General features: G+C 37.9%; 11 protein-coding genes. 5 read left to right on the top strand and 6 right to left on the bottom strand.

Annotated elements, in window-relative coordinates:
- Positions 1-60 precede the first annotated feature (60 nt).
- Positions 61-1,203 carry a hypothetical protein gene (locus tag DKM50_05830; GenBank protein ID PZM80067.1) on the top strand — a complete coding sequence of 381 codons (1,143 nt, stop codon included), beginning with the start codon at positions 61-63 and terminating at the stop codon, positions 1,201-1,203.
- A gap of 123 nt (positions 1,204-1,326) precedes the next feature.
- On the opposite strand, the gene DKM50_05825 is transcribed toward DKM50_05830, so the two are convergent.
- The 6 genes from DKM50_05825 to DKM50_05800 all read right to left on the bottom strand — a co-directional run bounded on the left by DKM50_05825 (position 1,327) and on the right by DKM50_05800 (position 7,815).
- Positions 1,327-1,899 carry a dephospho-CoA kinase gene (locus tag DKM50_05825; protein ID PZM80066.1) on the bottom strand — a complete coding sequence of 191 codons (573 nt, stop codon included), beginning with the start codon at positions 1,897-1,899 and terminating at the stop codon, positions 1,327-1,329.
- Between the two features lie 21 nt (positions 1,900-1,920).
- On the bottom strand, positions 1,921-3,300 hold the full coding sequence (locus DKM50_05820) for an amidophosphoribosyltransferase (GenBank protein PZM80065.1): 1,380 nt from the start codon (positions 3,298-3,300) through the stop codon (positions 1,921-1,923).
- Between the two features lie 16 nt (positions 3,301-3,316).
- Positions 3,317-5,557 (bottom strand): phosphoribosylformylglycinamidine synthase subunit PurL, encoded by a 2,241-nt coding sequence (locus DKM50_05815; GenBank protein PZM80064.1) that lies wholly within the window; start codon positions 5,555-5,557, stop codon positions 3,317-3,319.
- Positions 5,558-5,585: 28 nt separating this feature from the next.
- A complete protein-coding gene (gene nadD, locus DKM50_05810) occupies positions 5,586-6,197 on the bottom strand; it encodes a nicotinate (nicotinamide) nucleotide adenylyltransferase (protein ID PZM80063.1) in 612 nt (203 codons plus the stop codon).
- Between the two features lies 1 nt (position 6,198).
- Positions 6,199-7,194 carry a dTDP-glucose 4,6-dehydratase gene (gene rfbB, locus DKM50_05805; GenBank protein PZM80062.1) on the bottom strand — a complete coding sequence of 332 codons (996 nt, stop codon included), beginning with the start codon at positions 7,192-7,194 and terminating at the stop codon, positions 6,199-6,201.
- A gap of 240 nt (positions 7,195-7,434) precedes the next feature.
- A complete protein-coding gene (locus DKM50_05800) occupies positions 7,435-7,815 on the bottom strand; it encodes a hypothetical protein (protein PZM80061.1) in 381 nt (126 codons plus the stop codon).
- Positions 7,816-8,658: 843 nt separating this feature from the next.
- Between DKM50_05800 and DKM50_05795 the strand changes: the two genes are divergently transcribed.
- From DKM50_05795 to DKM50_05780, 4 genes are all read left to right on the top strand, one after another.
- Complete coding sequence (locus DKM50_05795; protein PZM80060.1) at positions 8,659-9,792, top strand: hypothetical protein; 1,134 nt, start codon at positions 8,659-8,661, stop codon at positions 9,790-9,792.
- Positions 9,793-9,881: 89 nt separating this feature from the next.
- A complete protein-coding gene (locus DKM50_05790) occupies positions 9,882-10,796 on the top strand; it encodes a hypothetical protein (GenBank protein ID PZM80059.1) in 915 nt (304 codons plus the stop codon).
- An 18-nt stretch (positions 10,797-10,814) separates the two neighbouring features.
- Entirely contained in the window at positions 10,815-11,195 is a 381-nt protein-coding gene (locus DKM50_05785) for a hypothetical protein (protein PZM80058.1), read from the top strand.
- 189 nt (positions 11,196-11,384) lie between these two features.
- Complete coding sequence (locus tag DKM50_05780; protein ID PZM80132.1) at positions 11,385-12,674, top strand: phosphopyruvate hydratase; 1,290 nt, start codon at positions 11,385-11,387, stop codon at positions 12,672-12,674.
- Positions 12,675-12,823 lie beyond the last annotated feature (149 nt).

Raw genomic sequence — 12,823 nt, 5'->3', positions numbered from 1 at the left:
ATATTTGATAGTTGTGTTGAAACATTTTTAAGCAATAAAAATATTTAAGGAGAAGGAAATATGAATTTACCAAAAGATTTACCGAAGATATCAATAATAATCCCTGTAAGGAATGCGGATCGCACCTTGGATACGATGTTCAAATATATATTTGAAATAGATTATCCTGCAGATAAAACTGAAATTATTATTGCTGATGGTGATTCAACTGATGCAACCGTGGATGTGACAAAAAAATGGCAAAAAGAACATTCTAACATTAAGTTTGTACAAGTAAAGAATTGTAAGAGCCCTGGAGAAGCACGTAATGCAGCAATCTCAGAAGTTACCGGGAAATATGTGTTGTTTACTGACGGTGACTGCGCACCAAATAGAGATTGGGCTAAAAAACTCATTGCTCCCTTTTTTATGGACCCTAAGATCGGTGGAATTGGTGGAGATGTTTTAACATTAAGAACAGATCTAAGCAATGATACCGAAAGCTATTGTGAACAAGTTCATTTCTTATCACCTACAGGACGATGCGGACGTAAAGATTCAGGATATATGCCAATTGTCCAGAAAAACCTGCCTCATGAAGTTAATGGCGGCGACAATAGCCCATTTTTTGCTACCGCGAATGTTGCATTTTCAAAAGAAGCTATTGATAAAATCGGTGGCAAATTCTGGGATGAAAAAACCGGGGAAGACGTAGACTTTTCTTTACGAGTTATGGCATCAGGCTATAAATTATATTATGAAATTGACGCTATTGTAAAACATATGCATCGTGTGAGTATGGAAAGCTACTTAAAACAATGGTACGGATACGGCTACGGTCATCCACTATTAATTAAGAACCATTCAAAAGGTGTTTTCGAGGTGGTATTGCAGATAGGTCGAGGGATTAGTTTCTCAATCCCTTCTCCGGTGAAAGGAATAATTCATTTTGGCAGTTTCCATCTTATGCACATATTTGCAGCATTAACAGTGCTTAGTGCCTTAGCAAGTATTTTTACTTTAAACAGAAGCTTTCCATTAGCTTCGCTATTATTATTCGTATTTTTTACTGTTAAATATTTCTGGCCCTGCCTAAAATTAAAACCAATGAACAAATTTTTTGCATGGAGTAAGATCCGTTATCTAACGAATTATAGTTTTATGAAAGGTGCTTATGACGGCACCAAAGAATTCGGTGGGATCTGCATCGAACCAAGCTGGTAGTATGTAGCTGGAACAATAACAATCAAGAACCACATACCCCCCCAATATGGGGGGGTATGTATTAAATATTCCAATATTCTAAGGACTCTCCGGTAATAGCATTAAAAGCTATTAGTATTCACGCTAATTATTAATAGCTTCATCTAAATAAGCATCTATCTGCTGCTTAAGATCTAATAGCGAACCTTTGTTCCTGATAACCCTATCTGCTCTTTGGCTGTACTCGTTTCGGCTCATTTGTGTTTCTAATCGGCTCTGAATATGATCATCACTTAATCCTTTATTCCTTAAACGCTGGATAATATCTGCATCCGGTGTATCAACAACCCAGATCTCATCACATAATAAATCGAGCTTCATCTCGTAAAGAATTGCGGCATTAATGACAAAGGATTTGGAAGTATCTTGAATAATTGATTTTATTTTTTCAACCATCACAGGATGCAAAACTGTCTCTAGCTGTTTTAACTTACTCTTATCAGAAAAAACTAGTTCGGATAACTTTAGGCGGCTTATTTCGTTATTTATTAGAATTACACTGCCAAATAGGCTCGTTAGTCGTTTTACTGTGGCAGGATCGGTTAAAGACTCATGTCCCACACAATCAACATCGATGATTTCAAATCCTCGATCTGCAAGTAATTTTGCAACTTCATTTTTCCCGGAGGCTATACGTCCTGTGAGCCCAATAATCATAAGTGTCTCTTTCAACAATGATTATTCGTATTTTAGTTTTTCCCTTTTAATATCCTGCGGGATTTTAATCGGGTAATCTCCATTAAAACATGCCATGCACATATGGTTTGCTGGTAAATGTATGGCATTTATCATTCCTTCGATGCTGAGATATCCGATAGTATCAACCTTTAAGTATTTTTGTATTTCCTCAACTGAGTAATTTGCTGCGATAAGCTCTTTTTTTGAAGCGGTATCTATACCATAAAAACAAGGATTAAGCACTGGCGGCGAACTGATTCTTATATGAACTTCCTTTGCACCGGCATCTCTTAATAATTGAACAATTTTCTGGCTGGTAGTCCCTCTAACAATTGAGTCATCTACCAGAACGATCCTTTTTCCTTTAATTGCATCAGCAATAGGATTGAGTTTTACTTTTACTCCGATTTCCCTTAACTCTTGATCCGGTATAATAAATGTACGTCCAATATAACGGTTTTTTATCAAAACATCGTCGTAAGGAATCCCTGATTCTTTAGAAAATCCAATAGCAGCCGGCGTTCCCGAGTAAGGGACTCCAATAACCATATCCGCTTCTACCGGATATTCTTGATAAAGATTCCGTCCCATTTTGGTTCTGCATAAATGAAGATTTTTTCTATGGATGTTACTATCAGGGCGAGCAAAATAAATGAACTCAAATACGCATAACCCGCAACGGTCCTGTTCTTTGTATTGCACAGTTGTATAACCATCATTGGTTATTGTTACCATTTCTCCGGGATTTACTTCTCTCACTAAGTTTGCACCGATAACAGGAAGTGCACAATCTTCAGAAGATAAAACATATCGGCCATCCAATTCTCCTATAACAAGCGGACGAACTCCAAACGGATCTCGAAGACCTAAAAGTTTACCGTCAAGGAGGATAAGAAGTGAATAGGCCCCCTGAATCTTGTCTATAGCTTCCATGATCGCGTCTTCTATTGTGATTGCAGAGGACCGAGAAATGAGTGCCGCAATAATTTCGCTATCGCTACTGCCAGAAAACATATATCCTTCTTTTTCCAATGCATCGCGAAGTTCGTTGATATTGACTAAATTGCCATTATGGACAAGAGAAAATGGTTTGTCGTGAAAGGTGCTTAATATGGGCTGTGCGTTCGCTAATTTTGTAGATCCCGTAGTGGAATACCGTGTCTGCCCAATAGCGGCATAACCTTGTAGTGGCTTAAGCAATTCCTCAGTAAAAACTCTGGATACTAGTCCCATTTCTTTGTGAGTTTTAATTGTGCCGTCGTCTGAGATAACAGATATCCCCGCACTTTCTTGGCCTCTATGTTGTAGCGCATACATGCCAAAGTAAGTGAGCTTTGCTACATTTTTTCCAGGTGAGAATATACCGTATATCCCGCACATAATTATTAATCCTTTCCTACTGATTCATTATTCTAGGGATAGCCTCATAATATGCCTCAGCCATATCTTTAACTTTGTTATTGATAATTTCTTTATTATCCACTTTTACAACAAAATCCGTTCCCGTAACTTTCCCAATATATTTACTACTAATTCTTTCTGTTGCACACTTGAAACTTTCAACGTTTTTTTCTGGAACAGTCACAACAATTCTCGACTGGGTTTCTCCGAACAGCAAACTATCGAGCCTAAGTCCTTTTCGGCTGAGTTCTATATTCGCACCTTTATTTCCAGTAATTGCTCCTTCTGCCAGCGTTATGAGTAAACCGCCTTCAGAGCAATCATGCGCTGAATTAACGATGTTCTCATTGATTATCTTTCTCGTAATCTGTTGTAATTTCATCTCGTATTCCAGATTGATAGCCGGTGGTAACCCTGCAGTTTTATCGTAAATAACCTTCAAATATTCACTTCCACCAATTTCGTCTTTATTTTCGCCTAACAAATAAATATGGTCACCCTCATTCTTCCATTCCATGGAGCAGTATCCCAAATCTTTATTAATAAGACCGACGATACCTACAGATGGAGTCGGGAAAATTGCGCATCCTTCATTTTCGTTGTAAAGACTTACATTGCCGGAAATAACCGGAACATTGAACTTTTTGCAGGCATCAGCTAATCCAGTAACGCATTGCTCTAGCTGCCAGAACATCTCCGGCTTTTCCGGATTAGCAAAGTTAAGACAGTCTGTTATAGCCATCGGCTCTGCACCGGTACACGATACATTTCGAGCAGCTTCGGCGAGCGCTATTTGCCCCCCGGTATATGGGTCCAAATAACAGTACCGGGCATTACAATCAGTTGAAACTGAAAGCTTTTTGTCACTGCCTTTAATGCGTAACACTGCGGCATCTGCCGCACCTGGAAGCGCGATTGTATTTGTTTGCACCATATGGTCATATTGTTCATAAACCCATCTTTTTGAAGCAATATTCGGAGAGGTTAATAGTCGTTGAAAAACTGATGCCGCCTTATTATAATTTACGTCCGGAATAGTATCGAGATCTAATTGCTGAACTTGATCCAAATAGCCCGGTCGAATTGATTCTCTTTTATAGACCGGGGCATCATCAGCCAGCGAACGGGCAGGCACTTCTGCTACTACCTTGCCGTTTTCAAGTACTCTGAACATTTTGTCATTAGTTACCTTACCGATAACAACTGAATGTAATCCCCATTTTTCGAATATTTTGTAGGCTTCCTCTTCTTTCCCTTTTTTAAGTATGATGACCATACGTTCCTGACTTTCTGAGAGCAAAAATTCATACGGTGTCATTTTAGCTTCACGGGCTGGCACTAATGCAATATCTATCTCCACTCCATTATCTGCTCTGGACGCCATTTCGCTCAGTGAACTGGTAAGTCCGGCAGCTCCCATATCTTGCATCCCTACAACGCAATCTTTTTTAAGAAGTTCTAGACACGCTTCTACCAGGAGTTTTTCTTGGAACGGATCTCCTACCTGAACAGAGGAACGTTTTTCTTCGGACTCTTCTGACAACTCAACTGAGGCGAAGGTTGCACCGTGGATGCCGTCTCTGCCTGTCGAGGCACCAACATAGAATATCGGGTTATCAACACCGGCAGCATAGCCTTTTATAATCGGTCCATAGAGATCATCTACCTCTTTTTCCCCTGACTGGACGATACCTACACACATCGCATTAACAAGACAGTTTCCTGTATATGATTCATCAAAAAACACTTCTCCTGCAACTGTTGGGATTCCTATACAGTTACCATATCCGGCAATACCTGCAACTACACCGGATAGAAGAAATCTATTTTTTTTATTATTAGTAATCGGACCGAAACGTAATGAGTTAAGACCGGCAATTGGACGTGCACCCATTGTAAATATATCTCTGATTATTCCGCCAACTCCTGTCGCTGCACCTTGATAGGGCTCAACTGCACTGGGATGATTATGTGATTCCATTTTGAATACTACCGCTAGTCCGTCACCAATATCGACAATACCAGCATTTTCTCCTGGTCCTTGTAGTACATATTTTCCGGTTGTCGGGAATTTTTTGAGAAGCGGTTTCGAGTTTTTGTAGCTACAGTGTTCAGACCATAAAACACTATACATTCCTAATTCGTTAATGTTTGGATGACGTCCTAATATTTTTATAATGCGATCATATTCTTCTTCGGTTAAGCCATGTTCTTTCACTATTTTCGGATCAATCATTTTTTCCTCCATAATAATTCAGTTATAATTATTTTTTATAAAGACCTTTTTGATTAATATACTCAAGCACGTGTTTGTCTAATAGCGAAGAAACATCATCTCCATTTTTTATCTTTTCTCGTATTTCTGTTGAAGATACATTCGGAGTTTCAATGTTCAGGTAACTTACGCTATCGTTATAATCCTTAAGTATCGTAGTATTCATAAAGTTGTAGAATTCTTCACTCTTATATCCAGGTCGATTAATTACAATTAACTTACATTCGTGAAGCAACTTGATCGGTTCTTTCCAGCTCAAAAAATCCAGAAAAGCATCGATACCAATTATAAAGAAAAAATCACGATTTGGGTATCTCGATTTTAAATAGTTTATTGTATCAATAAAAAACGACTTTTCTCTTCGATTATACTCTATATCTGACAAAACAAAATGTTCTTTATTCTCAAGCGCTAATTTACACATGTGATAGCGTTGATCAGGTAGTGCTATAGGCTCGTTCCTATGGGGCGGTATATGACTGGGAATAACCCAGATTTCGTCTAATGACCTGGCTGCCAGGACTTTTCTGGCTAAGGCTATATGGCCTTCATGAATCGGATCGAAAGTGCCGCCAAGTAAGCCTATTTTCATTGTTTTCATATTATTTTGCTATTTGTACCCTTCTATATTCACCGGAAGAGATCCTTTTGCACCAGTTAGCATTGCAAACATACCATTCAACTGTTTCCGCTATTCCCTGATCGAAATTAATGGTCGGCGTCCAGCCTAATTCTCTTTGTATCTTCGATGAATCGATTGCATAACGTCTGTCATGACCAAGTCTGTCCGTAACATGCTTGATCAGGGATTTTGGTTTTTTCAGGTAATCCAGAACAAGATGAACTATTTCTATATTTGGCTTTTCATTGTTTCCGCCGATATTATATACTTCTCCATTCTTCCCATTATGGAGGGCCATATCGAGAGCTCGGCAATGATCGATGACATGAAGCCAATCCCTTACCTGGAGTCCATCGCCATATACCGGCAGTTGTTTATCAACAAGCGTATTGGTAATCATTAAAGGTATAAGTTTTTCCGGGAACTGGTAGGGACCATAGTTATTTGAGCAACGTGTAATGACAGCAGGAAAACCAAACGTCTCGAAATAAGATCTGACAAGCAGATCACTGCCTGCTTTACTGGCCGAATATGGACTATTTGGTGAAATCGGTGTCCCTTCTGTAAAATAACCTGTTGCGCCAAGCGATCCATACACTTCATCAGTTGAGACATGGAGAAACTTTTTTACATTGTTCTTCTTCGCTGATTCTAGCAGATTAAATGTGCCAAGAACATTAGTTTTAACGAAAACTGACGGATCTTCTATACTTCTGTCAACATGAGATTCCGCAGCAAAATGCACTACATAATCAATTCCGTTCATTACGCTATCAACATCTTCTTTGTTAACGATATCGCCTTTTACAAAAGTATATGGCACGTGTAATTCCATGTCTGAGAGGTTATCAAGGTTGCCCGCATACGTTAAGTTATCAAAATTAATAATCTGATAATCTGGATAGGTTTGGATCATATGACGAATAAAATTTGAGCCAATAAAACCCGCACCGCCGGTGATAAGAACTTTTTTCATTCCAGGTATCCTTCCTTTTTAATAATTATAATGAATTGAAACTCAATATTTAGCAGATTTTTGTGATTGTCTATTATTTTGTATTTCCATATACAGTTATTACGACCCTTTTATTGGCTGGTTTCAACTAAAAGTATCACCGTTGATAGTGAATCGAATGTATTGGCATAAGGTTGTCTCCCAAGCTGCTGAATATTATATATATTATCAGAATAAACCATTAAATATTTTCATGCGAAGTTAACCTGTATTTTTTTTCAAAGTAATATCTTTGATGATTTTAATTATTTCTTGAGTATCTTTTAGTGTATTTTTGTCGATTAGAACATCATACGCTGGCTTGCCGACTCTAATATCATCGATATCCACATATCCGGTCAATAAGATTCGGATAGTTTCAGTTTTGGTCTGTTTTGCTTTTTCCAAAACCTGTATTCCATTGAAGTTAGGCATCTTGTAATCACTGAGAATAATATCCAATTTATCTTCGTGTTCGGACATGTATTCGATTGCATCTCCGCTGTTAGAAAATCCGACTACATCATAGTGCTCTGAAAAAGAACGAGACAATACATGTAATAAACTTTTATTGTCATCCACGAATAGTAACATTCTTCGCATTTTATTTTCGCCTTTTAAAATCTATCTAGGATAATCAGAATTTTATTTGATTCAGAATGGTATTATTATACATTGAAAATAAAATTTGCATAAGGCTTAATTGTTCGAAAAGTAATGCTATGAATAAGCTGTAAATATATTAGAATTCTACTGCATTTACTCAACACCTGTCTGCTCTTTTAAAAATTAAGCCAATACAAAAAGGAAATAGCAAAACACGTAAACACATAAATCCCCAACTCCTAAACAGAGAACTATAGCAACTCAAAAAAACATTGTAGTGATATTGAAAAATAGAGGAGAACAATGTTCTGGCTTACAATGTTCTTCAGATAATGAAGTTGTTTTATCTGGACAAGGAAGCAGAAAGCTGGACAGTGAAAAGAATAAGGTATTGGTTTATCGAAACCGTTGGCAAGTTCGTCATTAGTGGAAGACAGGTAAAATGTAAGCTTATAAACTGCTGTGACCTAACTTGGAAGTTGTTCGTTTCTTGCCAGAGACGGCTAATCTTGAACTGGTAAAGAAACCAGCCCATTAAGAAAAAAATCAATAATTTCTGCAAAAACCAATTGTAGAAGATAGAAGTTCAAAACAAAAATGACTTGATTGAGCAAAATCTATGAAATTACAGAATAATCCTGGCCAATAAGGGCATAAAAATCAACACCATCCAGGGTTTGGTAAATTTTTTGGCAAAAATCTGTCCTATACATTCCTATATCTTTGTGTGAATTTTCTATTTAGGAGTTGGGGAAATAAAAAAAATGCAACTTTCAAATATTGCTTACGATATATATATATAAATTTTTATAAATAAAAAGTTGTGGAGACTAGTTCAGAATGAGATACTCAAATGACTATCAGATAAGAAGAGATTCAATATCCACGTATAACGGACCTAACCACTTCCACAGAAATCATTCACAAGACAAATCAGTCCAGAAAATCGAATCCGTCCCAGACAATAACAGGGAAATTGCCTGCTGGGAATACTTAGATTCCATGAGTATCAATAATAGAAACTATATTTTCGCATACGGTATTGTTCAAAATGAAAACACCACAAAAACAAAAAATGATAACCACATCGATGTCGAGATCATACAAATTGATCCTTATAACCATCAATATAGGGTTGTAGGAGAAGTACAGGTCGACATTGAACCTTCAAACAAAATAACTGCAATTACAACTGAAAGAAAAAGCAATCCAAGTCCCTCAAATGATACAATCAACGAAGCATTAAAAAAAGACTGGAAAAGGACTCTATCGTTAATTCCTGAAGAGAAAAGAAGTGAATTGGCAATAATTCAGGAACTAAAATCCCTCGGAATAGATTTTCCGGAAAGATTCAACAGCTATGAAGAAGTTCTGGAAATCATTAAAAACCGAAAGAATAATGATCCGGACGACACCAGACCTGTAGCACTTTTCTTCTATCCTAAAGTTGACGAAAATGATGCCCTTATACAAGAAAACAAAAACAAAATGTCCGAATTCATGAAAAACGGCTACAAAGTTGTTTACGCAGAAGGTGCCTCAGAAGATGATTTCTACGATACCCTAAAGGACATTGGAGGGAAGAAAAAAATTGATACCTTAGTATTGGCTGGCCATGGAAATAAAAAGCTGCTTTCACTTGGAGCTGATGATCCTCGACTAACACCGATGGACAATGAAAGAAGCTATATTGATATTTCTGATGAACGTGAAATGAAAAATATGAGTTTGAATAACTATATGACTGATAATAGCAATGTCATACTGCTGAGCTGTAGTACCGGAGAAGGCGGAGCACAAGCAGATAATCTGGCTAATGTGATAAAAGACGTGTTCAATCAGAGTACCATTACCTCTGCCCATGCTCCAATTAATGATATAGAGGTATCTTTTGATAAAAATGGACAGCTTAAGACTGCCAGCTTGTATGATATTGAAAGAATGGATGAAGATGTAACCTATCGTGTTGCATAATATTTCTTAACTCACGCAAAAAGCCTATTAAGCATTCATATCTTCTCATGCTATAATTAGCCATCTGCTGTATTTTTAGGATAAAACTGATGGCAAAAAAAATAATTACCGGAATTATAGTCTTAAGCACTCTTTTTATTCTAGTCTCTGCGATTGGTATTTTTTACTTTTCCAACGTAATAATGTATCCGCCCAAAATGTCCTTCGAAAAATACAGGATGTTGCATCCTGACCAGGAAACCCATCCGGGGAAGCTCGGGCTGCCATATAGAGATGAAACAATTTCAATAAATAAGCCTGATAATAAATGCCTTGGCTGGTACCTCCCGGCTTCAAAAAAATCTGATAAACTGATCATTCTCGTCCATGGGCGTGGAGTTAACCGACTTAATGTGTTAAAGTATGCTCCCTATTTACACGCCGCTGGATATAACTTATTCCTCATGGATTTTCGCAACTGCGGATTGAGCTACTCAGCCCCATGCTCTATGGGCTTCTTTGAAAGCCAGGAACTTGTTGTCGCTGCGGATTATCTTGATAAGAAATACAAGAACAAGTCAGTCGGCATAATAGGCTTTTCGATGGGAGCTGCAGTAACTACCCTCGCAGCACCGCATATAAAAAACATTAAAGCACTTGTCCTTGACAGCCCATTCTATTCATTCCGTTCGATTATCGAAGAAAGGACGACTATTGAGCAACCATACATACCGATAGTATATGTTGACCTGGTACTACGTTTTATTGGTGCTCGGTTAAGCTTTGATACAGATAACGTGGACCTGGGAAAAGAGCTCCGGACAATGCATATACCACTCTTTCTCATTCATGGAAAAAAAGATACATATATTTCTAAACAGCATAGCCTTAGGATATATAAAACGGCTAATGGTCCGAAACAGATCTGGTTAACTGAAAACGGCACACATGTCGAAAGCTTTTCGCATCACGAAAAAGATTACAAGAAGAAAACTCTTGATTTTTTAGCAAGGTATCTAAATTAAATTTGAGGTAGTTGAATTATGGCAAATCCGAAAAAAAACATACTCATAGTCGAGGATAACACCGCGATCCTCGACATATATAAAAAGCTTTGCGAAGTAAAATTCGATGCTAAAGTTTTTGCTGCTGATAATGGTGAAACCGCGCTTAAAATAATTAATACAGAGAAACTTGATTTAATACTTTGTGATTTGATGCTGCCGACCATTAGCGGTTTCGATATAATAAGTTATCTTAAGAGCGATGAAAAATTTAAAGATATACCAATAATAATTGTCTCAGCTGTTGCGGATAAAGGACATGTTAAACTTAGCATCATAAAAGGCGCAAATGATTTTCTTGTTAAGCCTGTACCGTTGAAGATAATGGAAGAGAAAATCGCAAATTTTTTGGTCCGTTGATTTTTGTTTAGTTATCTCGGGTAACAACCGAAAAACCACTATTCATCTTATCGTATTTTACCCTTTACATAATCACAAGTTCCTATTATGATTTACAAGGTTTATTGAGCCAAAATAATGAAACAAAGAGACTAGAAAAGAAAGGACAAGGGGCACACAATGACAATGAAATATTATATTGCAAATAAAATGATAGATGAAGGCAGCAAAATTGATAGAATTATCGGAAGAGAAATTCTTGATAGCCGCGGCAATCCGACAGTTGAAGTAGACGTCGTTCTTAAAGACGGAACAATAGGAAGAGCAGGAGTTCCATCTGGAGCATCCACAGGCGAAAACGAAGCACTCGAACTTCGTGACGGAGACAAAAGCAGATATTTAGGAAAAGGTGTACTTAAAGCAGTTAAGAACGTCAACGATATCCTCGGACCGCAAATAATCGAAGCCGGATATTCTGTATTTGATCAAGTCGGCATTGATAACTTTATGATACAGCTCGACGGTACAAAAACAAAATCAAAACTCGGAGCCAATGCGATACTGGGCGTATCACTTGCTTTGGCTAAAGCTGCCGCTGCAAAACTTAACATTCCACTCTATCGTTATATCGGCGGAGTAAATTCTAAAAAACTGCCGGTTCCAATGATGAACATCATAAACGGCGGTTCACATTCAGATGCACCGATAGCCTTCCAGGAATTCATGATCAGACCAGTTGGAGCGAAATCATTTAAAGAAGGCCTTAGAATGGGCGCAGAAGTTTTCCATTCACTTAAAAAAGTTCTTCATGACAGAGGGCTCAGCACTGCTGTTGGTGATGAAGGCGGTTTCGCACCTGCGCTCGCCGGAACAGAAGATGCTATTGAATCTATATTAAAAGCAGTAGAAAACGCCGGTTACAAGCCTGGTGTTGATGTTAAAATCGCTCTTGATTGTGCTGCTTCAGAATTCTACAAAAACGGAACTTATAACTATAACAAATTTGAAGGAGACAAAGGCGCAGTGAGAACTTCAGCACAGCAAGCTGAATATCTTGCTCAGTTAAGCGAGAAATATCCAATCGATTCAATTGAAGACGGAATGTCTGAAAATGACTGGGCTGGATGGAAGCTACTTACTGAAAAAATCGGAGATAAATGTCAGCTTGTAGGCGACGATCTTTTCGTAACTAACGTTGAATATCTTTCAAGAGGTATCAAAGAAGGCTGCGCAAACTCTATTCTCGTCAAAGTTAACCAAATTGGTTCACTCACTGAAACGCTTGATGCTATCGAAATGGCACATAAAGCTGGTTACACAGCAGTTATTTCCCATAGATCAGGAGAAACAGAGGATTCTACAATTGCAGACATCGCAGTTGCAACGAATGCTGGTCAGATCAAAACCGGTTCTCTCAGCAGAAGTGATAGGATTGCAAAGTACAATCAGCTTCTCAGAATTGAAGAAGAACTTAATAGTTACGCAATTTATGGTGCGTAATCAAATCTAAAACTAAAAAGGCTGTCAGATCAAACTGACAGCCTTTATTTATGTGCGCCCAGCATGGGCGCTTTCTAGTCGGTGAAAGTCCGATATGGGGGTTGATAGTGCCAACCATTAGCTCAAGACAAGGGTGTCCATCGTGAGGT

Source organism: Candidatus Margulisiibacteriota bacterium, assembly GCA_003242895.1.
Lineage (GTDB): Bacteria > Margulisbacteria > Riflemargulisbacteria > GWF2-39-127 > GWF2-39-127 > GWF2-39-127.
This window is presented reverse-complemented; position numbering and strand designations above follow the sequence as displayed.

What these genes read in the sequence shown, in the direction of transcription:
- DKM50_05785 (PZM80058.1), top strand. Translation starts at nt 10,815, where the DNA reads ATGGCAAATCCGAAAAAAAACATACTCATAGTCGAGGATAACACCGCG.
- rfbB (PZM80062.1), bottom strand. Translation starts at nt 7,194, where the DNA reads ATGAAAAAAGTTCTTATCACCGGCGGTGCGGGTTTTATTGGCTCAAAT.
- nadD (PZM80063.1), bottom strand. Translation starts at nt 6,197, where the DNA reads ATGAAAACAATGAAAATAGGCTTACTTGGCGGCACTTTCGATCCGATT.
- DKM50_05795 (PZM80060.1), top strand. Translation starts at nt 8,659, where the DNA reads ATGAGATACTCAAATGACTATCAGATAAGAAGAGATTCAATATCCACG.
- DKM50_05815 (PZM80064.1), bottom strand. Translation starts at nt 5,557, where the DNA reads ATGATTGATCCGAAAATAGTGAAAGAACATGGCTTAACCGAAGAAGAA.
- DKM50_05820 (PZM80065.1), bottom strand. Translation starts at nt 3,300, where the DNA reads ATGTGCGGGATATACGGTATATTCTCACCTGGAAAAAATGTAGCAAAG.
- DKM50_05790 (PZM80059.1), top strand. Translation starts at nt 9,882, where the DNA reads ATGGCAAAAAAAATAATTACCGGAATTATAGTCTTAAGCACTCTTTTT.
- DKM50_05825 (PZM80066.1), bottom strand. Translation starts at nt 1,899, where the DNA reads ATGATTATTGGGCTCACAGGACGTATAGCCTCCGGGAAAAATGAAGTT.
- DKM50_05830 (PZM80067.1), top strand. Translation starts at nt 61, where the DNA reads ATGAATTTACCAAAAGATTTACCGAAGATATCAATAATAATCCCTGTA.
- DKM50_05780 (PZM80132.1), top strand. Translation starts at nt 11,385, where the DNA reads ATGATAGATGAAGGCAGCAAAATTGATAGAATTATCGGAAGAGAAATT.
- DKM50_05800 (PZM80061.1), bottom strand. Translation starts at nt 7,815, where the DNA reads ATGCGAAGAATGTTACTATTCGTGGATGACAATAAAAGTTTATTACAT.